This window comes from Lentzea sp. CA-135723 (genome assembly GCF_050936595.1).
Taxonomy (GTDB): domain Bacteria; phylum Actinomycetota; class Actinomycetes; order Mycobacteriales; family Pseudonocardiaceae; genus Lentzea.
In genome coordinates, this window is the sequence record NZ_JBNJMK010000002.1 from 460,708 (window position 1) to 482,548 (window position 21,841).

24 protein-coding genes are annotated in these 21,841 nt (G+C 69.3%); 14 read left to right on the forward strand and 10 right to left on the reverse strand.

What is annotated here, in order from left to right:
• Window positions 1-74: 74 nt before the first annotated feature.
• Window positions 75-1,109, reverse strand: coding sequence for a serine hydrolase (locus ACQEU1_RS38175; RefSeq protein WP_433213293.1), 1,035 nt, complete (start codon window positions 1,107-1,109; stop codon window positions 75-77).
• A gap of 53 nt (window positions 1,110-1,162) precedes the next feature.
• Between ACQEU1_RS38175 and ACQEU1_RS38180 the strand changes: the two genes are divergently transcribed.
• Together ACQEU1_RS38180 and ACQEU1_RS38185 are read left to right on the forward strand one after the other, a co-directional pair.
• Window positions 1,163-1,843 carry an SDR family oxidoreductase gene (locus ACQEU1_RS38180; protein ID WP_433213296.1) on the forward strand — a complete coding sequence of 227 codons (681 nt, stop codon included), beginning with the start codon at window positions 1,163-1,165 and terminating at the stop codon, window positions 1,841-1,843.
• Between the two features lie 13 nt (window positions 1,844-1,856).
• Window positions 1,857-2,468: an alpha/beta hydrolase family protein gene (locus ACQEU1_RS38185; protein ID WP_433213299.1), complete on the forward strand. Its 612-nt coding sequence runs from the start codon at window positions 1,857-1,859 to the stop codon at window positions 2,466-2,468.
• Here the strand turns inward: ACQEU1_RS38185 and ACQEU1_RS38190 are convergent.
• The 4 genes from ACQEU1_RS38190 to ACQEU1_RS38205 are packed head-to-tail and all read right to left on the reverse strand — an operon-like array spanning window position 2,449 to window position 5,740.
• The gene (locus tag ACQEU1_RS38190; protein ID WP_433213302.1) at window positions 2,449-3,006 is read right to left on the reverse strand and encodes a S1 RNA-binding domain-containing protein; all 558 of its coding nucleotides are present in this window, start codon (window positions 3,004-3,006) and stop codon (window positions 2,449-2,451) included. The genes ACQEU1_RS38185 and ACQEU1_RS38190 overlap by 20 nt on opposite strands.
• Window positions 3,003-3,809, reverse strand: a complete 807-nt coding sequence (locus ACQEU1_RS38195) for an alpha/beta fold hydrolase (protein WP_433213305.1) — start codon at window positions 3,807-3,809, stop codon at window positions 3,003-3,005. The genes ACQEU1_RS38190 and ACQEU1_RS38195 overlap by 4 nt, the downstream gene beginning before the upstream one ends.
• Before the next feature lie 18 nt (window positions 3,810-3,827).
• A complete protein-coding gene (locus tag ACQEU1_RS38200; RefSeq protein WP_433213308.1) occupies window positions 3,828-4,259 on the reverse strand; it encodes a cupin domain-containing protein in 432 nt (143 codons plus the stop codon).
• Window positions 4,256-5,740 (reverse strand): diguanylate cyclase domain-containing protein, encoded by a 1,485-nt coding sequence (locus tag ACQEU1_RS38205; protein ID WP_433213311.1) that lies wholly within the window; start codon window positions 5,738-5,740, stop codon window positions 4,256-4,258. The genes ACQEU1_RS38200 and ACQEU1_RS38205 overlap by 4 nt, the downstream gene beginning before the upstream one ends.
• A 139-nt stretch (window positions 5,741-5,879) precedes the next feature.
• Between ACQEU1_RS38205 and ruvC the strand changes: the two genes are divergently transcribed.
• The 7 genes from ruvC to ACQEU1_RS38240 all read left to right on the forward strand — a co-directional run bounded on the left by ruvC (window position 5,880) and on the right by ACQEU1_RS38240 (window position 12,188).
• Window positions 5,880-6,449 (forward strand): crossover junction endodeoxyribonuclease RuvC, encoded by a 570-nt coding sequence (gene ruvC, locus ACQEU1_RS38210; protein ID WP_433213314.1) that lies wholly within the window; start codon window positions 5,880-5,882, stop codon window positions 6,447-6,449.
• 106 nt (window positions 6,450-6,555) lie between these two features.
• Complete coding sequence (ruvA, locus tag ACQEU1_RS38215; protein ID WP_433213317.1) at window positions 6,556-7,137, forward strand: Holliday junction branch migration protein RuvA; 582 nt, start codon at window positions 6,556-6,558, stop codon at window positions 7,135-7,137.
• Window positions 7,137-8,147, forward strand: coding sequence for a Holliday junction branch migration DNA helicase RuvB (gene ruvB / locus ACQEU1_RS38220; protein ID WP_433216988.1), 1,011 nt, complete (start codon window positions 7,137-7,139; stop codon window positions 8,145-8,147). The genes ruvA and ruvB overlap by 1 nt, the downstream gene beginning before the upstream one ends.
• A 90-nt stretch (window positions 8,148-8,237) precedes the next feature.
• Window positions 8,238-8,582 (forward strand): preprotein translocase subunit YajC, encoded by a 345-nt coding sequence (gene yajC / locus ACQEU1_RS38225; RefSeq protein ID WP_433213320.1) that lies wholly within the window; start codon window positions 8,238-8,240, stop codon window positions 8,580-8,582.
• Between the two features lie 129 nt (window positions 8,583-8,711).
• A complete protein-coding gene (gene secD, locus ACQEU1_RS38230; protein ID WP_433213323.1) occupies window positions 8,712-10,520 on the forward strand; it encodes a protein translocase subunit SecD in 1,809 nt (602 codons plus the stop codon).
• 1 nt (window position 10,521) lies between these two features.
• The gene (gene secF, locus ACQEU1_RS38235; protein WP_433213326.1) at window positions 10,522-11,673 is read left to right on the forward strand and encodes a protein translocase subunit SecF; all 1,152 of its coding nucleotides are present in this window, start codon (window positions 10,522-10,524) and stop codon (window positions 11,671-11,673) included.
• Window positions 11,674-11,696: 23 nt separating this feature from the next.
• Window positions 11,697-12,188: an adenine phosphoribosyltransferase gene (locus ACQEU1_RS38240; protein ID WP_433213329.1), complete on the forward strand. Its 492-nt coding sequence runs from the start codon at window positions 11,697-11,699 to the stop codon at window positions 12,186-12,188.
• A 54-nt stretch (window positions 12,189-12,242) separates the two neighbouring features.
• Here ACQEU1_RS38240 and ACQEU1_RS38245 read toward each other — a convergent pair whose 3' ends face one another.
• Both ACQEU1_RS38245 and ACQEU1_RS38250 read right to left on the reverse strand, forming a co-directional pair.
• Complete coding sequence (locus tag ACQEU1_RS38245; RefSeq protein ID WP_433213332.1) at window positions 12,243-12,551, reverse strand: hypothetical protein; 309 nt, start codon at window positions 12,549-12,551, stop codon at window positions 12,243-12,245.
• Between the two features lie 152 nt (window positions 12,552-12,703).
• Window positions 12,704-12,985: a hypothetical protein gene (locus tag ACQEU1_RS38250; protein ID WP_433213335.1), complete on the reverse strand. Its 282-nt coding sequence runs from the start codon at window positions 12,983-12,985 to the stop codon at window positions 12,704-12,706.
• 649 nt (window positions 12,986-13,634) lie between these two features.
• On the opposite strand from ACQEU1_RS38250, the gene ACQEU1_RS38255 reads away from it, so the two are divergent.
• Together ACQEU1_RS38255 and ACQEU1_RS38260 are read left to right on the forward strand one after the other, a co-directional pair.
• Window positions 13,635-14,459, forward strand: coding sequence for a helix-turn-helix domain-containing protein (locus ACQEU1_RS38255; RefSeq protein ID WP_433213338.1), 825 nt, complete (start codon window positions 13,635-13,637; stop codon window positions 14,457-14,459).
• Between the two features lie 122 nt (window positions 14,460-14,581).
• Window positions 14,582-16,867 carry a RelA/SpoT family protein gene (locus ACQEU1_RS38260; RefSeq protein WP_433213341.1) on the forward strand — a complete coding sequence of 762 codons (2,286 nt, stop codon included), beginning with the start codon at window positions 14,582-14,584 and terminating at the stop codon, window positions 16,865-16,867.
• 97 nt (window positions 16,868-16,964) lie between these two features.
• Here ACQEU1_RS38260 and ACQEU1_RS38265 read toward each other — a convergent pair whose 3' ends face one another.
• Window positions 16,965-17,822 (reverse strand): peptidylprolyl isomerase, encoded by an 858-nt coding sequence (locus ACQEU1_RS38265; protein ID WP_433213344.1) that lies wholly within the window; start codon window positions 17,820-17,822, stop codon window positions 16,965-16,967.
• Window positions 17,823-17,936: 114 nt separating this feature from the next.
• Here ACQEU1_RS38265 and ACQEU1_RS38270 point away from each other — a divergent pair, with 114 nt between their 5' ends.
• Genes ACQEU1_RS38270 through ACQEU1_RS38280 form a run of 3 tightly spaced genes read left to right on the forward strand, consistent with a single transcriptional unit; the run spans window position 17,937 to window position 20,538 of the window.
• Window positions 17,937-18,632, forward strand: coding sequence for an MBL fold metallo-hydrolase (locus ACQEU1_RS38270; RefSeq protein ID WP_433213347.1), 696 nt, complete (start codon window positions 17,937-17,939; stop codon window positions 18,630-18,632).
• Window positions 18,633-18,637: 5 nt separating this feature from the next.
• Window positions 18,638-19,915, forward strand: coding sequence for a histidine--tRNA ligase (gene hisS / locus ACQEU1_RS38275; protein WP_433213350.1), 1,278 nt, complete (start codon window positions 18,638-18,640; stop codon window positions 19,913-19,915).
• The gene (locus ACQEU1_RS38280; protein ID WP_433213353.1) at window positions 19,912-20,538 is read left to right on the forward strand and encodes a hypothetical protein; all 627 of its coding nucleotides are present in this window, start codon (window positions 19,912-19,914) and stop codon (window positions 20,536-20,538) included. The genes hisS and ACQEU1_RS38280 overlap by 4 nt, the downstream gene beginning before the upstream one ends.
• A gap of 113 nt (window positions 20,539-20,651) precedes the next feature.
• Here ACQEU1_RS38280 and ACQEU1_RS38285 read toward each other — a convergent pair whose 3' ends face one another.
• Both ACQEU1_RS38285 and ACQEU1_RS38290 read right to left on the reverse strand, forming a co-directional pair.
• The gene (locus ACQEU1_RS38285) at window positions 20,652-20,870 is read right to left on the reverse strand and encodes a hypothetical protein (RefSeq protein WP_433213356.1); all 219 of its coding nucleotides are present in this window, start codon (window positions 20,868-20,870) and stop codon (window positions 20,652-20,654) included.
• A gap of 125 nt (window positions 20,871-20,995) precedes the next feature.
• Window positions 20,996-21,832, reverse strand: coding sequence for a spermidine synthase (locus tag ACQEU1_RS38290; protein ID WP_382440571.1), 837 nt, complete (start codon window positions 21,830-21,832; stop codon window positions 20,996-20,998).
• Between the last annotated feature and the right edge of the window lie 9 nt (window positions 21,833-21,841).

A 21,841-nucleotide genomic window follows, 5' to 3' on the forward strand; every position in this document is an offset into this window, starting at 1 on the left:
ACCGACCCCGGCGTGGTGCCTGTATATCCGAAAACCAGGTCCATCAGGGCCGGGTTTCGGATAAATCTCGGAGATCAGCCGCCGTTGAAGAACCTGTAAACCTTTGCACGGTGCCTGGGCTTCGTGGTCGTGATCTTGATGACCGCGTCGAACATCGACCGGCCGAGCTCCGCGCGGGCCGCGACGGCCGGGTGCGTGGTGCTGAAGTCCTCGTCGTTGACCGCCTTGTCACCGGAGAACGTGCCGGACGCGAACATCGAGTAGACCAGGATCGCCCGGTCGTCCGCGCTGAACATGATCCCGGCCTCGTTGCGGCCGTCCTCGAACCAGCCGGCCTTCGTCGCGACGCGCAGGCGTTCGTTGGTGGTGAGGTTGAGCCGCACGCCGTCGGTGAAGCTCGCCGTGGCGCGCAGGATGTTCAGCAGGTACGCGGTGGACGCCGCGGACAGCAGCTGGCCGTCGACCAGCTTCTGCAGCAACGTGTGCGTCTCGCGCGCCGTCGTGGTGCCGAGGAAGAACCGGTTCGGGTTCGCGACCGGAACGACCTGCGTGTGCACGAAACCCTTGGCGCGCAGGATCTCGTTGAGCTCGAGCGCCGGGACGACGAGGCCGCACAGGCGCACGGCGGTGTTGTCCGAGACGGTCAGCAGGTTCGCGAGCGCGTGGCCGACCGTCACCTCGCTCGGGTACGCGCCGTCGAGCGCGAAGATGCCGTCGGTGTCCTGGATGACGATCGCGGCCGACACCGTGACCGTCTGGTCGAGCCTGATCAGCCCGCGGTCCACCTTGTCCAGCACGGCGACGGCGACCGCGATCTTGTTGACGCTGTAGGCCTCGACCACCACGTCGGCGTTCTCGTCGACGGCGGGCTTCGTGGCGCCGTCCAGGTCGGCGACCGTGATCAGCGACGACCACGTGCCTCTCGCCTTGCGGACCTGTCGCTTGTAGACCTGGGCCACGCGCTTGCGCGACCGGTCGGCCGTCGCCGGGGATCGTTCGATCTCTACCTCCGCGTCTTCCTGCGCTTGTGCTGCACCGTTGGAGCCGAGCACGGCCGTCGCGGCCGCGACGGTTCCCAGCCCGAACACGGACCTGCGGTTCAAAGTCATGGTCGCCATCAAAACAGGCGGCACTGACGTTTCCCTGACTAGGGTTGCCGATCATGGAACACGTCTTCGTGGTGACCGGCGCCTCCCGCGGCATCGGGGCGGCTACCGCCGTTCTCGCAGCTCAGGCGGGGTATCGCGTGGTCAGGGCCTCGCGCAGCGCCGAAGAATCTGTCGGCGATCGCGGCTGGGACGCGCGATGCGACGTCTCTTCGTGGGATTCCGTGCAGGATCTCATGTCCCGAGTGGAAGCGCGGTGGGGCAGGATCGACGTCGTGTTCGCGAACGCCGGAGTCTCGGTGGACACCTCGTTCGTCTCTTCGGCCGGAGCCAAGCCTTCCGAATGGACGGACATGGTCGTCACCAACGTCTGCGGCCCCGCCTTCACCGCCCGCGCCGCGATGCCCGCGCTGATGCGGTCCGGCGGCCACCTGGTCATGACGGGCTCCGCGGCCGGCCGCGGGGTCCGTCCCGGCAACCTGTACTCGGCGACCAAGTGGGCCATCACCGGCCTGGCGCAGGCGATCCGCGCCGAAGCCGTCGGCACCGGCGTCCGCGTGACCGTGATCCAGCCGGGCCTCGTCGACACCGAGGGCATCCCGGCGTCCCGCGCGAACGACCCGAAGCTCGAACCGGAGGACGTGGGCAGGGCGGTGCTCTACGCCGTGTCCCAGCCGTCCACTGTGGACGTGAACGAGATCCTGCTCAGGCCGACCGGCCAGGCGGCACACCGCTAAGGGGGAGTGTTCGATGATCGTGCTCTTCGCGGCAGGCGGTGGTGGCGACCCGGAACGCCACCGCCCGCTCCTCGACCACTTCACCGCGCGCGGCCACCAGGTCATCGCGCCGTCGTTCGACCGCCTGCACCCGCAGCAGGCCACCTGGGACGACTACCTGGCGAGGCCCACCGGCCTCGTCGAAGCACTCGGCGACGTGACCGGCGAGGTGACCGTGATCGGCCACTCGATCGGCGCCTGGGCGGCCCTGTGCCTGGCGGGCGCGACCCCGTGGAGCCGCGACCGCGAACCCCTCGACGTGCCAAGGGATTCCCGCGTCACCAGGCTGGTCCTCTACACCCCGCCGGCGGGCTGGTTCGCGGCCCCGGGAGCCCTGGCCGCGGTGCACACGCCGATCCTCGCCTACGCGGGCGAACTGGACACCGTCGTCCCGGTGGCGGACGTGGAGGTCCTACGCGCGGCCCCGGCCGACGTGGACGTGCGCGTCGTGCCGAAGGCGGGCCACTTCGGCTTCATGCACGTGCCGCCGCCGGGGATGGACGACGACCCGGCGTTCGACCGCGCCGCGTTCCTGCCGCGGCTGGTCGACGAGACCTGCGAGTTCGTCACGCGGGGCCGAGCGTGACCGTGCGCCGTGCCGGATCGATGGCGGCGAGGACCACGACGACCTCGTCGCCTTCCCGGGGTGGTGTCGAGGCGTAGTCCTTCTCGTGCAGGAGCCCCTCGATGCCGTCGGCGACCCGTACGAACACACCGAACGGCACCACCTCGGTCACGAGGCCGCGGATCTCCTGCCCGATGGTCGCGGTGCCGGCGAACGCCCGCAGCGGGTCCGGCCGCAACGCCTTCAGCGACAGCCGGGCCTCCATGTTCCAGGTGTCGTGGTCGAGGAACTCGCCGGTGACGCGCTGCCCGGCCTCGAGCACGTCCGCCAGGTCGTCGATGTGCTCCCACGCCACCTCGGCCACGGTGACGAAGCCGACGCCGGCGAAGAACGGGTGCGGCGGGCCGTCGTCGAGCGCCACGAACACACCGAAACTCTCGATCGCCGCGACCGTGCCGGACAGGTGTTGCCCGGGCCGCAACCCGCACAGGAACGCGTGCAGCTCCGGGTGCGCCTCCGCCAGCTCGCGCGCGTGGTCGCGTGGGTCCCGCCGGCTCACGCGCCGCCCAGGAACTCGACCAGCAGCCGGTTCACCTCGTCCGGGCGTTCCAGGTACCCGACGTGCCCGGCGTCCGCGACCTCCGCGTACCGCGCGCCCGGGATCACGTCCGCCACCTCGCGCGACAACCGCGCCGGCAGCACCAGGTCGTCCGCGAACCCGATCACCAGCGACGGCACCGCGATGGCGCGGTAGGCGTCGAGGCGCGTCTCGTACTCGGCCAGCCCCAGCTGGACGCGCTCGCCCGCGCTGATCGACGAACCCGCGAACTCGTACATCTGCAGCCAGTCGCGGGCGGCCATCGGGTCGGCCAGTGTCGCCTGCGACAGGTTCCGCACCACCGACGCCACCGCGTAGAACGCCTGCGGCACCTCGGCGCCCTTGTCGTGCAGGTCGCGCAACGCCTCCGACCAGGCCTGCTGCACGGGGTCCGGCCGCCCGGCCGTCGCCATCAGCACCGCGGACCTGACCAGCGCGGGGCGGGCCAGGGCCAGCTCCTGGGTGATGCGCGCGCCCAGGGACGTGCCGATCACGTGCGCCGGGCCGCCGCCCAGGTGCTCGATCACCGCGGCGGTGTCGGCCACCATGTCGTCGAGCGTGAAGCCCTCGCCGCACTCGGACGACGGCTTGACGCCGCGGTTGTCGAAGTACGCCACCCGGTAGCCGGCCTTGACCAGCGCGGGCACCTGGTACGTGCGCCAGACGCGGCCGGGACTGCCGGTGCCCATGACGAGCACGACGAGGTCGCCGGAGCCCTCGGTCTGGACGTTCAGCTCGATGCCGTTGAGCGGGACAAGCGCCATTCCGAAGATCCTAGAGAGCTAGAACCTGCACAGGGGTCGAATGGCGGTGGCGTGTGAGGGATAACGCTCGCACAGGTCGTCCGCGTGCCCGAACTCCACGATGTCGTCGGTGTACGGCGGCACCACCACCGTGCCGACCAGCGACCAGTCGCCCGCCGGCGTGCTGCCCTGCCACACCCCCGCCGGCACCACGACCTGCGGGTTCGACGCGCTGAGCACCGGCTCGGTCACCGAGCCGTCCGGGTGCAGCAACAGCATCCGCAACGGCGACCCGGCGTGGAAGTGGTAGATCTCCAGGTGCTCCAGCACGTGCATGCCGGAGAAGTCGGGGCTGCGCAACAGGTACGCGATCGCCGACACCTCGTCCGACCGGTGCGTCTGCGCGAAGTACCCGCCCTCGACCGGCAGCTCCTGCATGGTCAACGAGGCGATCAACTGCTCTGGGGTCACGTCATCTCCGGAAGCGGTGAACCGTGCACGACGACCATGCCCTTGCCGAGCCGCTTCGCCGTGTACATCGCGGCGTCCGCGGCCCCCAGCACGTCGTCGGCGGTGATCTTGGGATCGTACGAGAACCGCTGCGCCACACCGATGCTGGCGTGCACCCGGTGCACCCGGCCGAGCACCTCGTGCGGATGTCCGAGCGAGCTCAGCAACCGCGCGCCGATCTCCTCGGCGTCGCCGCCGTCGACCAGCACGCCGAACTCGTCACCGCCGAGCCGTGCCACGGTGTCCTCTGGCCGGACGCTGCTTTCCAGTCGTGCGGCGACATTGCGCAGGACGACGTCGCCCTCCGCGTGACCGTTGTTGTCGTTGACGGCCTTGAAGCCGTCCACGTCGATGAACAGCAGGATCAACGGCGTGGAACGGTCACGCACCGAAAGCGCGCGCTCCAGCCGTTCGCGGAACAACGAGCGGTTGGCGACACCGGTCAACGGATCGTGCGTCGCTTCGTGTCGCAGTTGCTCACGTGAGACGCGTAGCTGATCCATCAGCCGTACGTTGTCCATCATCGTGAGCAACTGACGCACGATCACGAGACACACGACCATCAAACCGACGTAGATCTCGACCGGGTTCAGCCGCCCGCCCGTCGCCGTGTTCCAGATGACGAACAACCCGGTGATGGCCAACGGTAGGTACGGCACGAGCAGATGCAGTAAATCGGCCGTGCGCATGCGTCCGGGCGTGGGTTCGAGATTGCGTGCCGGCGCCAACGCACTCAGCAGGAAGAACGCCGGGCACAACATGAACCCGATGTCCGCCGTCGCCGGAATCGCCGTGTTGCCCTTGGAGATGTAGTACGCGAAAACCCAGCCCGACGACGACTGCGCGATGCCCGCCAGTGCGACGAAAAGCATCGGCCACTGCCGCACGGCCTGATGCGTCCACGACATCACCACGATCGCCACGAGCAACACGAGATATGCCGCGGGATGCGCGACCACGGTGGCGAACCCGGGCCCCGACGTGGCCCACGCGCGGGTCAGCGACTCCAGCGCCGACACCCACGTCAGCACGAACAGCGACCCGATCACGATCAGCCCGTCCAGCACGAGGACCGTGCGGCTGCGGTAGCTCGGCAGCAGGTCGTCGGCCCGGCGCTGCTGCGCCTTCACGATCAGCGCGGCCAGGCACAGCACCGGCACCATCGTGAACCCGAGCGGCGCGATCGTGGACGACGGCAGTTGCACGCCCATGACCTGCTGGCCCCAGATCCACGCCGACAACCCGACGGTGAGGCTCGCCATCGCCGCCGTCATCCAGCGGTTTCGCCTGCGCGCGTAGGCGATCAGCGCCGCCGCGGCGAACACGAGCTGCACGACCTTGTCGATTGCGATACCGATATCGCGAGGGACTGCCAGTGCGGTCAGGATGGCGATCGCCATGACGGTGCCGACGCACCCGGCGATGATCCAGAACCGCTTCACCCGTGCACTCCCGTGATCGAAACCCGACCACCGTAGTAACGGCGGCGTGGACTTGTCGAACCGTGTCGATGTCCGGCACCTATGGGTGCACCGGATATGGTTCGAACTGTTGTTCGTCCGGCGATGCGGGGAGCTGGTTGTGCGGGTGTTCGGGGTCGACCCCGGTCTGACCAGGTGCGGCTTCGGCGTGGTGGACGGCGGCCCTGGCCGGGTCGTGCGCGCCGTGGCCGTCGACGTCCTGCGCACGCCCGTCGACGCTCCTCTGTCCGTGCGCCTGCACGAGCTGTACACGGGTCTCTGCGTGTGGCTGGACCGTTACGAACCCCAGGTCGTTGCCATCGAACGCGTCTTCGCGCAGCACAACGTCCGCACCGCGATGGGCGTCGCGCAGGCGTCGGGTGTGGTGGCCCTCGCCGCTGCCCAGCGAAACCTGCCGGTCGAGTTCCACACGCCGTCCGAGGTGAAGGCCGCCGTCACCGGCTCGGGCCGCGCGGACAAGGCGCAGGTGACGGCCATGGTGACCAAGCTCCTCGGGCTCAAGACGGCCCCGAAACCGGCGGACGCCGCGGACGCCCTGGCGATCGCGATCTGCCACCACTGGCGCGCGCCGATGCGGTCGCGCCTGGAAGAAGCCCAGGCCAAGGCGGCCGAGCTCGCCCGCGTGCACCGGGCGAAGCTCGCCGAGGCGGCACGGCGGAGCGCGCCGTGATCGCTTCAGCGCCCGCCGAAACTGTCAGTGCCGGCTGGAAGAATGAAATCAAGGGGTCCCCTTCGCAGGGGGACGCCTGCGTGAGCGTGAAGTCCGGAGGAACCAGGTGATCTCGTCACTGCGCGGCCAGGTGCAGCACGTCGGCCTCGACCACGCCGTCGTCGAGGTGGGCGGCGTCGGGTTCGCCGTCCAGGCCACCCCGACCACCCTCGCGAGCCTGCGCCGCGGCGAGGAGGCCACCCTCGCCACCACCCTGATCGTCCGCGAGGACAGCCTCACCCTGTTCGGCTTCGCCGACACCGAGGCCCGCGAGCTGTTCGGCCTGCTGCAGACCGTGAGCGGCATCGGCCCCCGCATCGCCCTCGCGACGCTGGCCGTCCTCGAGCCCGACAAGCTCCGCCACGCCCTCGCCGAGGGCAACATCACCGTGCTCACGCAGGTCCCGGGCATCGGCAAGAAGGGCGCGGAACGCCTCATCATCGAGCTGCGCGACAAGGTCGGCCAGCTCGCCGCCCCCACCACGCCCGCGCACAGCCAGACGCGCGACCACGTCGTGGAGGCGCTGCTCGGCCTCGGCTTCCCGGCCAAGGCCGCCGAGGCGACCGTCGACAACGTCCTCGCCGACAACCCCGACCAGTCCACGCCCGCCGTGCTGCGCCGTGCGCTCGCCACCCTGGGGCGCAAGTGATGGAGGACGAGCTCAGCCCGTACGTCGCCCCCGCCGAACGCGACGTCGAGACGAGCCTGCGCCCCGCCGACCTGCACGAGTTCGTCGGCCAGCAACGCGTCCGCGAACAGCTCGAGCTCGTCCTGCACGGCGCCATGCGCCGCGGCACCGCGCCGGACCACGTGCTGCTCAGCGGCCCTCCCGGCCTCGGCAAGACCAGCCTCGCGATGATCATCGCCAAGGAGCTCAACGCGGCCATCCGCATCACCAGCGGCCCCGCCCTGGAACGCGCGGGCGACCTCGCCTCGATGCTGTCGAACCTGGTCGAGGGCGACGTGCTGTTCATCGACGAGATCCACCGCATGGCGCGGCCGGCGGAGGAGATGCTCTACCTCGCGATGGAGGACTTCCGCGTCGACGTGATGGTCGGCAAGGGCCCGGGAGCGACCAGCATCCCGCTCGACATCGCGCCGTTCACCCTGGTCGGGGCCACCACCAGGTCCGGAGCGCTGACCGGCCCGCTGCGCGACCGCTTCGGCTTCACCGGGCACATGGAGTTCTACGCGCCGGAAGAGCTCGACCTCATCGTGAAGCGCAGCGCCAAGATCCTCGGCGTCGACATCGCAGAGGACGCCGCCATCGAGATCGCCGGACGCTCCCGCGGCACCCCCCGCATCGCGAACCGCCTGCTGCGCCGCGTCCGCGACTTCGCCGAGGTCAGGGCGGACGGCCTGGTCACGCAGGAGATCGCCAGGCAGGCGCTGGTCGTCTACGACGTCGATGAGCTCGGCCTCGACCGTCTCGACCGCGCCGTGCTGAACGCCCTGGTCAAGAGCTTCCACGGCGGTCCGGTCGGGGTCGCCACGCTCGCGGTCGCCGTCGGCGAGGAGACCACGACCGTCGAAGAGGTCTGCGAACCGTATTTGGTGCGAGCTGGCATGCTGGCCCGTACACCACGCGGGCGAGTGGCGACGCCCGCCGCGTGGGTCCACCTGGGACTGGAACCGCCCGCCGGTGATCAACTGTGGTGACCTGGCACAATCGGTGAAAGCACCTGGACATATCGGGCGTGCGTCGAGGCATGTCCATTTGATCGGAGAATGATGGACCTTGGCAGTTTGATGTTCCCGTTGCTCCTGGTTCTGCTCGCGGTGCCGCTGTTCCTCAGCGCGCGCAAGCAGAAGAGGGCGATGGCCGAGCAGCAGTCGTTGCAGAACTCGCTCACGGTCGGTGACAAGGTGATGACGACGTCGGGCCTGTACGGCACCGTTGCCGACACGAGCCACGACACCACCATCGACATCGAGATCTCCGAGGGTGTCGTCACCCGGTGGCTGCGTGCCGCGATCCGCGAGAAGGTGGCGGAGACCGATGAGGCAGTGGTCGAGGACAAGGCCGACGAGGACGAGGAGCAGGTGACCACCGCACAGGTCGCCGAGCCCTTGGACCACAACGCCAAGAAGTAACCAACAGAGTCGTGACACCTGGAGTTGGCAACTGTGAACACCGCCAACTCCAGGTAGTGACGCGCAGCTCACCTGGCGCGCGTTACGCTGCGCGCTCGGAAACCATCGCTACTAGGAGACGGACGGATCGTGGCACCTCCGGCCGGGCAAATTCGCCCTGCGAAGTATCTGGCGAGTTTTGTCCTCATCGTGGTCGCGCTCTACGCCCTGGTCTTTTTGACCGGGAACGGTTCGGCCAAACCCAAGCTCGGAATCGACCTCCAGGGTGGCACGCTCGTCACCCTGACGGCTCGGCAGGAAGACGGCGCGCAGCCGAGTGAAGAGGCGCTCAACCGGGCGCGCGACCTCATCGAGGTCCGCGTGAACGGTCTCGGCGTCTCCGGTGCCGAGGTCGTGCGCGACGGCAACAACCTGGTGATCACCGTCCCGGGTGCGGACAGCGAAGGCGCGAAGGGCCTCGGCCAGACCGCCCGCCTCGCGTTCCGCAAGGTCATGGGCCAGCCGGTGCCGGCGGGCGCGGTCCCGAACCCGGCGCAGACGTCGTCGAGCACGCCGCCGTCGGGCAGCGCGAGCACCCCGCCGTCCACGCCGGCCGGCGAGAGCGCCGGCCAGGCGCCGCCGTCCAGCGGTGCGCCGCAGGGCCGTCCCGCGCCGGCGCTGGCGGGTCAGCCGTCCAGCACGCCGCCGTCCAGTGGCGCGAGCACCCCGCCGTCGAGCAACGCGAGCACGCCGCCCAGCACGCCGGCCGCCCCCTCCAACGTCGACCCGAAGGTCGCGAAGGAGATCCAGGAGGCCAAGGCGCTGCGGCAGGCCACGGACCCGCAGATCCTGCAGCAGGCCGCGCTGATGCTCGACTGCACGCAGCCCGACCCGCTGCGCGGCAACGACGACCTCGACAAGCCGCTCGTCACCTGTGACGAGAAGGGCGAGTTCAAGTACACCCTGGCTCCGGTCAACCCTCCCAAGGAGGACACCGAGACCAAGGCGGACGACTTCACCAACTACTCCCGCCTCACCGGTGAGGACATCAACAACGCCGCCGCGAACAACAACCCGAACGGCACCGGCTACGTCGTCAACCTGGACTTCAAGTCCGAGGGCGGCACCAAGTGGGCCAAGTTCACCGCGGCCAACGTCCAGCAGGCCGTCGCGGTCGTGCTCGACGGCGAGGTCATGTCCGCGCCGACCATCCAGTCGGCCATCGAGGGCGGTTCGACCGAGATCAGCGGCAAGTTCACGCTGAAGGAAGCCCAGAACCTCGCGAACACGCTGAAGTACGGCGCGCTGCCGCTGTCCTTCGACTCGTCCGAGGCGCAGACGATCTCCCCGACGCTCGGCCTGCAGTCGCTCAAGGCGGGTCTGATCGCCGGCGGCATCGGCCTCGCGCTGGTCTTCGTCTACTGCATGTTCTACTATCGCCTGCTCGGCATCCTGACGATCCTGTCGCTGGTCCTGTCCGGCGTGATCATCTACGCCGTGCTGGTCCTGCTCGGCCGCCTGATCGGGTTCACGCTCGACCTCGCCGGCATCGCGGGCTTCATCGTCGCGATCGGTATCACCGCGGACTCGTTCATCGTCTTCTTCGAACGACTGAAGGACGAAGTGCGTGAGGGCCGCACGTTCCGTTCGGCGGTGCCGCGCGCATGGGTCCGTTCGCGCCGCACGATCCTCTCCGCCGACGCGGTCAGCTTCATCGCCGCCGCCGTGCTGTACGTCATCGCCGTCGGCCAGGTGAAGGGCTTCGCGTTCACCCTGGGCATGTCCACGGTCCTCGACCTCGTGGTCGTGTTCCTCGTGACGCACCCGCTCGTCGCGATGGCGTCGAAGTCCAAGTTCCTCTCCAACCCGAGCCTGTCGGGTCTGGGCGGTGCCGCCCGAGAGGGCGCCGCGCACCGCGCCGCCGCGACCGGCAAGACCACCGCCGTGAAGGAGGCCTGACATGAGCGTGTTCTCACGGCTCTACGTGGGCAACGGCGCGTTCGACATCGTCGGCAAGCGCACCCGCTGGTACATCGTGTCCGGCATCATCCTGCTGGTCTGCATCGGCTCGATGGTGTTCAACGGCTTCAACCTGGGCATCGACTTCAAGGGCGGCACCAAGATCTCGATGCCGTCGGTCTCGGCCAGCGGCCAGACGATCACGACCGGCACGGTCGAGGACGTCTACGCGAAGGCCCTGCCCGGCAAGAAGCCCAACGCGGTGCAGGCCGTCGGTTCCGGCGCCAGCGCGTCGATCCAGCTCAAGTCGCCCGCGCTGAACGTCCAGGAGGTCTCGACCCTCAAGGCGGCGCTCGCGGCCGACACCCAGCCGCAGGGCGGTGCGACGGCCATCTCCGACAGCGCCGTCTCGGCGTCCTGGGGCGGTGAGATCAGCGGCAAGGCCCTCTGGGCCCTGTTCTGGTTCTTCGTCGTGGTGACGATCTTCCTCGCGTCCTACTTCGAGTGGCGGATGGCCGTCGGCGCGCTCGTCGCCGTGTTCCACGACGTCATCATCACCGCGGGCGTCTACTCGCTCATCGGCTTCGAGGTGACGCCGGCGACGGTGATCGGTCTGCTCACGATCCTCGGCTTCTCCCTGTACGACACGGTCGTCGTGTTCGACAAGGTCAAGGAGAACACCCGGGGCCTGCTGGGCCTGACCCGCCGCACCTACGCCGAGGCCGCGAACCTGGCGCTGAACCAGACCCTGATGCGCTCGATCAACACCTCGTTGATCGCGCTCCTCCCGGTCATCGGCCTGCTGGTCGTCGGCGTCGGCATCCTCGGCGTCGGCACGCTGCAGGACCTCGCGCTGGTGCAGCTCGTCGGCATGTTCATCGGCGCCCTGTCCTCGATCTTCATCGCCACCCCGGTGCTGGTGGACCTGAAGATGCGCGACCCGAAGTACATCGCGCAGGCCAAGCGCGTGCAGGCCCGCCGTGCCAAGGCCACGGGCCCGCAGGTCGCCGAGGGCATCGAGTCGGTCGACGAGGACGACCTCGCAGCCGACCTGCGCAAGGAAGAGGCGTACGCCGCCGCCGCGTCGGTGCCCCACCGCACCGCCAAGGCTGCCGACGCGCGCCGCCGTCCGACCGGGAAGCGTCAGCGTTGAAATTGGATCGTGCTCTGGGACTGATGCGTGAAGTCCCGGACTTCCCCAAGCCAGGGGTCGTCTTCCGGGACTTCACGCCGGTTCTCACCGACCCGGACGCCCTGCGCGCCGTGGTCGACGCTCTGCAGGACAAGATCGACGACAGCACCCAGGTGATCGCCGCCATCGAGTCGCGCGGCTTCCTCCTGGGTGCTGCTCTGGGTTATGGGTGGCGCTACGGCGTGGTGCCGCTGCGCAAGCCGGGCAAGCTCCCGGTCGTCGCCGACTCCGAGTCGTACGAACTGGAGTACGGCACGGCCTCGCTGGAGCTGCCTGCCGACGCCATCGAGCGGGGCCAGCGCGTGGTCGTGGTCGACGACGTGCTGGCCACCGGAGGCACCGCGGAGGCCGCCTGCACGCTCGTGGAGCGCGCGGGAGGCATCGTCACGGGCGTCTCGGTGGTGCTGGAGATCGCCGCGCTGGGCGGCCGCTCCCGCCTGGCGGGCCGCGAGGTCAACGCCCTCCTGGCCGTCTGACGTTCTACGTGCTCGACGAGGGGACCGGTCACCTGGCCGGTCCCCTCATCGCGTTCAGCCCCTCAGGATCACGAACGCGAAGCCCACGACGGCGCCGAGCATCAAGAGCACCTGCGACAACACGAAGTAGATCGCCGCGCTCAGGAAGATCAGCACCCAGGGCTTGATCCGGACCCGCCTCGCGAGCGCCCACATGACGAGCGCGGTGAGGCTCCACAGGACGAACCCGGCCACCAGCACGGTGACGAGCTGCCCGAACCCGGAGCCGGACCTCAGCACCCAGATCCCGTACCCGACCACGAGCGCCACGTACCAGACGCCGGCGCCGGCCGCGGCATGACCGAACGGCGTTCCTCTGCTCACGGAACGAACTGCTTGAGGGTGCGGCGAAGCAGACATGTGGTCCCCCCAGACCTTCGACTCACCTGAGCGACCATCATGCCAGCCGCGTAACCACCAAAACACCGCCTGGTGGTGCAAGTCGCACGTGCCGCACCTGCCGCGCGTGCCTGGGCTCAGGCGATCGGCGGCGGAGCCACGAACGCGGCGCCCACGCTCACGAACACCAGCGTGACGAGCGACGCCGGTGCCGTCACGACGACGATCTCCCACAGCCGCGGCCTCGGCGGGACGGCCCGGCGCAGCACCAGCCAGCTGAGCGCGGTGGCGATCACCCAGCCCACCGCCGAGCCGATCAGGGAGCGCTGGTCGACGTGGCCCGGCTCGTCCAGGGCCAGGTACGCCATCGTGCCGAGCCACACGAACGTCATCGCGGCGCACCACACCAGAGTCCTCACGCACCCGAGTCTGTCAGGTCGCCCAGCGACCCGCGCGCAGCTGCGCCTGAACGCACTTCCGCGGCCCGTTTTCGGGTGCTGGTTGCACCGCCGCCGGGCTGATTAACCCGAACGAGTGACGTCTGACGTGCGGTTATCTTGCGATCTTGCGGTACGGTCGAACACATGAGCGAATGGAAAACCCACCTGATCTCTGCCGCTGGGGCCACCGTCGCGCCCGTCGCGTCACATCTCGGCAGAGCGGCTTCGAAGCCTCGGCCGCCAACGCGACATCGGTGTGCCGCCGGCGGTTCCTGATCCGCCGCGGCGGGCGAAACTCCACAGTGGAATTCCTGGCTGCCGCCTGCTGGCGCATCCGTCCGCCGGCCCCGTCCGCTACCCGCTGTCCGCCGGCTCTGTCCGGTACCCGCTGTCCGCCGGCTCTGTCCGGTACCCGCTACCCGCTGTCCGTCCGCAAGCCGCCTGCGGCCCACCTGGTCGCCCGCTGTCCGCGTCCGCTCGCCCGAGCGTCAGTCCGTCCTCTGTGCATCTGCCGCATGCTCTGGGGTCCGCCAACTCCCGCCCGGCCCAACCCCGGCCCGCACACCGGAAAGCCAAGCGCACCAACCATTCCGCGCCACTCAACCGTCCCCATCGGACAGGAGGACCCATGCCCACTCGCGGCGGAACCGCTGCCACCGCCATCACCTCCACCGCCTACAGCCGAGCCCTGGGCGCCGAACTGCGCCGGCTGCGCGAGAAGTTCACGCGCCTCACCGGCCAGGCCTTCGCCGAGCAGCTCGGCTGGGACCCGAGCAAGGTCTCCAACATCGAGAAGGGCAAGGCCCGGGCGAGCGAGATCGACCTGGTCCAGTACCTGATGACGTGCGGGCGGGACAGCGACTGCTTCGAGGCGTTCCGCGCCCGCTACCGGTACGCGTTCGACCCGCGCGTGCTGATCGCTCCGGCCGACCTCCGCGCGCTCGCATTGGCGGAGGCGCAGGCCACGAAGATCACCAGCTACGACGTGCTGACCGTGCCCGCGAGAATCCAGAACCCCGATTACACGCGCGCACTCCTCGAGTTCGGCCGCGGGTCACCGGAGGAGATCGAGGAAGTCGTTCGGCAGCTGGAAGAAAGACAGGAGGCGAGATGGCCGAATAGTCCGGAATGTCTCTTCTACGTGCACGAGCTCGCGCTCCGGATGCGGGTCGGCGACGAGAAGATCATGCAGGAGCAGCTTCGACGGCTGGGGCACACCCCGCACACCGTGCGGATCGTGCCGATGTCCGCTGGTCCCGGGCCGGTCCGGCGGTCGCCGCGGATGTTGCTCGGCTTCGCGAAGCTGGCGCCGCTCGCCTGCGGGGAGTCGGATCTGGGCACCGTTTTCGCGCACGACGGTGCCTCCATCGCGGACAGTCGCGGGTTCTTCACGTGGTTGGACGGCATCGCGTTGGACGAAGGGAGTTCGCGAAGATTCCTGGAGACTCTCTGATCGGTGCGGCGGAAGTTTGGTGGGCGTTCATCGTGTGAGCTACGCCGCTCAGCGCGCCATCGGAAGTTTCGTCAGCGTAAACGCGTTATCCTCGGTACTCGCGAGACCCGAGGAGCGTGGGGTTGAGTCAAGACACCGAACCCGCTGCGACGGTTGTTCAACCGTCGGCTACCCGGCGCGTGCGCGCCCGCCTCGCGCGGCGCATCACCGCCCAACGTGCGGCCCCGGTGAAGCAGGTCCTCGAACCTCTCGCCGCCGTGCACCGTGACCTCCATCCCAAGGCCGATCTGGCGCTTCTGCAGCACGCGTACGACGTTGCCGAGGAGAAGCACCGCCCGCAGCGCCGCAAGTCCGGCGACCCGTACATCACCCACCCGCTCGCCGTGGCGACCATCCTCGCCGAGCTGGGCATGGATACCACGACGCTGGTGGCCGCGCTGCTGCACGACACCGTGGAAGACACCGACTACTCGCTCAACCAGCTCAAGGAGGACTTCGGCGAGGAAGTCGCCCGGCTGGTCGACGGCGTCACGAAGCTCGACAAGGTCAAGCTGGGGGCAGCGGCCGAGGCCGAGACCATCCGCAAGATGGTCATCGCGATGGCGAAGGACCCGCGGGTCCTGGTCATCAAGCTGGCCGACCGGCTGCACAACATGCGCACCATGCGGTTCCTGCCGCCCGAGAAGCAGGCCCGCAAGGCCCGGGAAACGCTCGAAGTGCTCGCACCGCTGGCCCACCGGCTGGGCATGGCGACGGTCAAGTGGGAGCTGGAGGACCTCGCGTTCGCGATCCTGCAGCCCAAGAAGTACGACGAGATCGTCCGCCTGGTCGCGAAGCGCGCACCGAGTCGTGACACCTACCTGCGGTCCGTCGTCAGCGAGCTGACCGGTCAGCTCGAGACGGCGCGGATCGTGGCGAAGGTCGAGGGCAGGCCGAAGCACTACTACTCGATCAACCAGAAGATGATCGTCCGCGGCAGGGACTTCGACGACATCCACGACCTCGTGGGCGTCCGGATCCTCGTGGACGAGGTGCGCGACTGCTACGCCGCGATGGGCGTCGTGCACGCCGCCTGGCAGCCCATGCCGGGCCGGTTCAAGGACTACATCGCGCAGCCCCGGTTCGGCGTGTACCAGTCGCTGCACACGACCGTGATCGGTCCCGACGGCAAGCCCCTCGAGGTGCAGATCCGCACCCACGAGATGCACCAGCGGGCCGAGTACGGCATCGCGGCGCACTGGCGCTACAAGGAGACCAAGGGCACGCACAACGGCAAGTCCGTCGAGATCGACGAGATGGCGTGGATGCGCCAGCTCCTCGACTGGCAGCGGGAAGCCGCGGACCCCGGTGAGTTCCTCGAGGGCCTCAGGTGGGACCTCGCCGCCCGCGAGATCTTCGTGTTCACCCCCAAGGGGGACGTCGAGACGCTGCCGACGGGATCGTGCCCGGTCGACTTCGCCTACGCCGTGCACACCGAGGTCGGTCACCGCTGCATCGGCGCCCGCGTGAACGGTCGCCTGGTCGCTCTCGAACGCAAGCTGGAGAACGGCGAGGTCGTCGAGATCTTCACCTCCAAGGCGGAGGGTGCGGGCCCGTCCCGCGACTGGTTGAGCTTCGTCGCGTCCCCGCGCGCCAAGGCGAAGATCAAGCAGTGGTTCGCCAAGGAGCGCAAGGAAGAGGCGATCGAGCAGGGCAAGGACGCGATCACCAAGGAGGTCCGGCGCGTCGGGCTGCCGATCCAGCGCCTGGTCAGCGTCGACTCGATGCAGGCCCTGGCGAAGGAACTGCACTACCCGGACATGAGCGCGCTGTACGCGGCGGTGGGCGAGGGGCACACGAGCGCCCGCCACGTCGTGCAACGGCTCGTCGCGCAGCTCGGCGGTGTCGACCACGCCGAGGAGGAACTGGCCGACCGCGCCACCCCGTCCACGGTCACCCGGCGCCGCCCCACCGGCGACGCGGGCGTGATCGTCAAGGACGCGGGCGACGTGTGGGTGAAGCTCGCCCGCTGCTGCACCCCGGTGCCGGGCGACGACATCCTCGGCTTCGTGACGCGCGGCGGCGGTGTGTCCGTGCACCGCACCGACTGCACGAACGCCGACGAGCTGCTGAAGTCGCCGGAACGGCTCCTGGACGTCGAGTGGGCGCCGAGCGCGTCCAGCGTCTTCCTGGTCGCCATCCAGGTCGAGGCGCTCGACCGGCACCGGCTGCTCTCCGACGTCACGAAGGTGCTGGCGGACGAGCGGGTCAACATCCTGTCGGCGTCGGTGACGACGTCACGTGACAGGGTGGCCGTCAGCCGCTTCTCGTTCGAGATGGGCGACCCGAAGCACCTCGGGCACGTCCTGAAGGCCGTGCGCAGCGTTGAGGGCGTCTACGACGTCTACCGCGTGACCTCGGCGTCGTAACGACCGGCGAGACGACCCGGCAGGACAACCTGGGGCCGACCACGACGAAAGGGCCCCCGGAGCGGATGCTCCGGGGGCCCTTTCCAGCGTCGAGGGACTAGTTCGCGACCAGCGCGGACTTGATGTCGACCGGGGTCTTCGGCTTGCCGTCGCCCTGGCCGGGCGCCTGCGAGATCGTGCCGGTCTTCGCGACCTCGTCGATCTTCTTCAGCGACTCCTCGTCGACCGTGCCGAAGATCGTGTACTTGGCCTGCAGGTTCGCGCCGTCGCCGTAGACGATGAAGAACTGCGAACCGTTCGTGTCCGGGCCCGAGTTCGCCATGGCGAGCACGCCGCGGCCGTAGGTGAGCTCCGGGTAGACCTCGTCCTTGAACGAGTAGCCGGGGCCGCCCATGCCGTTGCCGCCGGGGTCGCCGCACTGCAGGACCTGGATGCCGGTCACCACGAGGCGGTGGCACGTCGTGTTGTCGAAGTACTTCTGGCTCGCCAGGCTCACGAAGTTGTTCACCGTGCACGGCGCGAGCGAGCGGTCGAGCGTGAACTTCAGGTCGCCGATCGAGGTGCCGAGCGTGACGCCGACCGTGCCGGCCGAGGACTGCTCGCCGTTCGCGGGCGGGGTGTTCTCCTTGGCCGCCGGCTCCTGGCCCTTCGTGTATTCACAGTTCACCTTTTCCGGCAGCGCGGCGGGGCGCTTCGGAATCTGGTGCAGCGCGGTGGGGATGTTCTCCGCCTTGTCCACCGACTCCTGGGTGGGAGTCTCCGACGCGGCGGCGTCACCGTTGCCGAATACGTCATTGGTCGCGAGGAACCACACGCCACCTCCGACGAGCGCAACAACGACGACCGTCGACACGACGGCGATGATGCGACGCTTCTTGGCCCGCTCCTGGCGGTAGACCATTTGACGCTCAAGCTTGCGCTTGGCGCTAGCGCGTCGCTGCTCGTTGGTGGGCACGTGCTCCCTCCCCAGGGACTCATGCGAATAGGGCGGTCGGCTCGGGAGTCTAGGGCCTGGGCATATGAGCTTTGTGTGGTGGTTAGGCTGTCGTTGAACAGGGAGGTCATTTTCGTGCTCGTGATCGGGTTCCCCACCGGGGCGCTCCAGGCGAACTGCTTCGTCCTGGCGGCCGGTGAGGGCGAGCCCTGCGTGATCATCGACCCCGGTCAGGACGCGGTCGAACCGATCGAGCAGGCCTTGCGCAAGCACCGTCTCGCGCCTGTCGCCGTGCTGCTCACGCACGGGCACTTCGACCACACCTTCTCCGTCACGCCCGTGTGCGACGGCAACGACGTGCCCGCTTACATCCACCCGGATGACGTAGCGATGCTGTCAGACCCGCTGAAGGGCATCAGCCGTGAGTCGGCCGCGTTCTTCGGCGGCAACCTGGAGATGCGCGAGCCGTCCGAGGTCCGCGAGCTCACCGACGGCCTCGACCTGGACCTCGCCGGACTGCAGATCACCGTCGACCACACGCCGGGCCATACCGGCGGGTCGGTGATGTTCCGATCCGGTGTGCAGGAAGGCGGTCGCCTGGTGATCTCGGGTGACACGCTCTTCGCCGGATCGATCGGACGCACCGACCTGCCGGGTGGCGACCACTCCGCGATGCTGTCGTCTCTGCAGAGCAAGGTGCTGACCTTGCCCGACGACACGGTGGTGCTGCCCGGCCACGGCCCGACGACGACCATAGGCCGCGAGCGTGCGACGAATCCTTACCTCCTGCAGCTGCAGGACGCTCCGGCCGCCCCGCACCGAGGACTTTGAGAGACGTGTTTTCCGCACCCAAAGGCGTTCCTGACTACATCCCGCCGACGTCCGCCGCGTTCGCGCACGTCCGGTCCACGCTGACCAGGGCGGCCGAGCTCGCGGGCTACGGCTACATCGAGCTGCCGGTCTTCGAGGACACGGCGCTGTTCGCCCGCGGTGTCGGTGAGTCCACCGACGTCGTGTCGAAGGAGATGTACACCTTCCAGGACCGCGGCGAGCGGTCCATCACGCTGCGGCCGGAGGGCACCGCCGGCGTGATGCGGGCGGTCATCGAGCACAGCCTCGACCGCGGCTCGCTGCCGGCGAAGCTCTACTACGCGGGCCAGTTCTTCCGCGCCGAGGCACCGCAGGCCGGCCGGTACCGGCAGTTCCACCAGGTCGGCATCGAGGCGATCGGCATCGACGACCCGGCGCTCGACGCCGAGGTCATCGCCGTCGGTGACGCCGGGTTCCGCGCGATCGGCCTCACCGGCTACCGGCTGGAGCTCACGTCGCTGGGCGACGCGAACTGCCGTCCCGCCTACCGGGAGAAGCTGCAGGCGTTCCTCGCGGAGCTGCCGCTCGACGAGGCGACCCGGCAGCGCGCCGAGCTGAACCCGCTGCGCGTGCTCGACGACAAGCGCCCCGAGGTGCGCGAGATGGTCGCCGAGGCGCCGCTGATGGTCGACAACCTCTGCGACGCGTGCCGCGAGCACTACGAGCTCGTCAAGGGGTACTTGACCGAGCTGGGAGTGAAGTTCGTCGAGAATCCGCGCATGGTCCGCGGTCTCGACTACTACACGAAGACGACGTTCGAGTTCGTGCACGACGGCCTCGGCGCCCAGTCGGGCATCGGCGGCGGCGGTCGCTACGACGGCCTGATGGCGCAGCTCGGCGGCCAGGAGCTGTCCGGCGTCGGCTTCGGCCTCGGCGTCGACCGCGCGCTGCTCGCCGCGCAGGCGGAGGGCGTGCTGCCGGAGTTCACCCGCGTGGACGTGATCGGCGTGCCGCTGGGCGAGGGCGCGCGCGCACGGCTCGTGGCGATCGCCGGCGAGCTGCGGGCGGCGGGCGTGCGCACCGACCTGGTCTACGGCGGCCGCTCGATGAAGGCGGGCTTCAAGGCCGCCGACAAGTCGGGTGCCCGGATCGCCCTGGTGCTCGGTGAGCGCAACCTGGAGGCGGGCACCATCGGGGTGAAGACCCTGGCGACCGGCGAGCAGGTCGACGTGGCGTTGACGGACGTGCTGCCGGCGGTGCGGGACGCGCTGGCTCAGGGCGAGGCGGTGCGGGAGACCCCGTGAGCGACGACAAGCTCGTTCTCGACCTGCTCGACAAGGCGACGGTCCGCAAGCGCGCCAGGATGGTGGCGATCGGCGGCATCATGGTCGCCCTCGCCTTCGGTGCGATCGTGGGCCTGATCGGCGGCCGCTGGCCCGGCGTCATCGCCGGCGCGATCGTGGCGGTGCCGGTGATCCTGCTGGCGATGTCCGAGGCGCGCCGCACGGTGTGGCTGCAGGGCACGACGGTGCACGTGCGGGCGTTCGGCACGCGCAAGGTCGACCTCGCCACCGCAGACGGCCTGGACCTGCTGGTCACGGACCTGCGCGGCGCCCGGACCGTCGGCCTGTTCGTGCGCGGCAACAAGAAGGCGATCAACGTCGCCCTGTCGATGTACGCGGGAACGGGCGGCCGCGAGCTGGGCGTCTACCAGCTGCGGCGGCTCGCGGACGCGCTGGCCGCGCGCGGGGACACGCCCGGCCTGGTGTTCTCGGAGCTGCTGGTCGCCCAGCTGCGGGCCGAGGCGCGCGGGCTGGCGGCGGCGGAACGGCCGCTGTACCGGCTCGGGTCGCTGGCACCGGCGGGCCGGATGGCGCAGAAGCTCCACCCCGACGCCGTGTCGAAGTTCGTGACCTCGCTCGACTGAACGACCGACGGTTGCCCTGAACGGGCGACAGACCGGGGGCATTGCTGAGCGTTGTCCCTACCATCAACCTCACGGAAGTGGCCGGCCCCTGCTCGCAACAGAGGCCGACCTGATCACTTGCTTCCGATGAAGTTGAGCACGACCGCGCTCGCGTAGACGAGCACGGCGACGGTTCCGGCCACCCAGGCTGGGACCGTCGCCCCTGCCAGAGTGGCCAGCACCGCTGCGGCCGCACCCACGTTGCCGATGTCGGTGAGGACAAGCCTTGCCTTCTGTCGGCCTGGCGGATCCTCCTCGATCGGTTGGGGCTGCGGTCTTTCTTCTTCGAGCAACTGCCACCTCCACATCGGTCCGCTACTCAGCTGACGTGGCGGTTACGAGGAGGCAGCACCAGGTTCTCAGGTCCCTGCTGGGCCTTACGGGTGAATTCGCGGGAACATTGCGTGGCACCGACTGCTCAGGTGCCCCAGAGACCCGAGGGCGGGGCGGGGGAGAGCGTGGCGGTCGCGTCCGTCGTCACCGGGGCGCCCCCGATGAACTTCGTCAGCCCCGTGCCGTGCTCGACGCGGCCGGGGAACGGGTCGCCCGCCGTCGCGCGGGTCAGCTGCTGCATCGGCAGGCCCGTGTGCGAGGCCATGATCACGAAGTTGCCGAAGCGGCGGCCGCGGAACACGCCCGGTTCGGCCATCACGCAGACGTGCTCGAACACCTCGCGCACGGTCGCGCACTGGGAGCGGGCGAACTGGAGGCCGTTGCCGTCGCCGATGTTCGCCGCGTAGATGCCGTCCGGGGCCAGTGCGTCGGAGGCCTGGCGGACGAACTCGACGGACGTCAGGTGCGCCGGGGTGCGGGCTCCGGCGAAGCAGTCGGACACGATCAGGTCGAACGAGCCGGGGCGGGCCTTCACCAGCACGGCGCGGGCGTCGCCCGTGGTGATGCGCACGCGGGACGGGGGTGGGAGCTCGCGGCGGATGAACGCGATCAGGCCCGCGTCGATCTCCGCCACCTGCTGAGACGCGCGGGGGAGTAGATCGGCCACGTAGCGCGCTAGCGTGAGAGCGCCACCACCGAGGTGGAGCACACGTGAGGGCGCGGTGAGATCGACGATGTGACCCAGCCGGCGGACGTACTCGAACTCCAGGTAGGTCGGGTCGTCCAGGTCCACATGCGACTGTGGGGTTCCGTTGACCCGCAACGTCCAGGAGTTCCGTCCACCGAGGTCGGGGACCAGCTCCGCGACGCCTGAGTCGATCGACTCGGTGATCGCCTCTGTGTCGGGCCGTTGTCTTCCCACTGCTCTATT

Bases quoted from the DNA above. Each gene is read 5' to 3' on its own strand.
- secF (WP_433213326.1), top strand. From the start codon at position 10,522: ATGAGCGTGTTCTCACGGCTCTACGTGGGCAACGGCGCGTTCGACATC.
- ACQEU1_RS38175 (WP_433213293.1), bottom strand. From the start codon at position 1,109: ATGACTTTGAACCGCAGGTCCGTGTTCGGGCTGGGAACCGTCGCGGCC.
- ACQEU1_RS38180 (WP_433213296.1), top strand. From the start codon at position 1,163: ATGGAACACGTCTTCGTGGTGACCGGCGCCTCCCGCGGCATCGGGGCG.
- ACQEU1_RS38255 (WP_433213338.1), top strand. From the start codon at position 13,635: ATGCCCACTCGCGGCGGAACCGCTGCCACCGCCATCACCTCCACCGCC.
- ruvB (WP_433216988.1), top strand. From the start codon at position 7,137: ATGGAGGACGAGCTCAGCCCGTACGTCGCCCCCGCCGAACGCGACGTC.
- ACQEU1_RS38195 (WP_433213305.1), bottom strand. From the start codon at position 3,809: ATGGCGCTTGTCCCGCTCAACGGCATCGAGCTGAACGTCCAGACCGAG.
- ACQEU1_RS38185 (WP_433213299.1), top strand. From the start codon at position 1,857: ATGATCGTGCTCTTCGCGGCAGGCGGTGGTGGCGACCCGGAACGCCAC.
- ACQEU1_RS38240 (WP_433213329.1), top strand. From the start codon at position 11,697: ATGCGTGAAGTCCCGGACTTCCCCAAGCCAGGGGTCGTCTTCCGGGAC.
- yajC (WP_433213320.1), top strand. From the start codon at position 8,238: ATGTTCCCGTTGCTCCTGGTTCTGCTCGCGGTGCCGCTGTTCCTCAGC.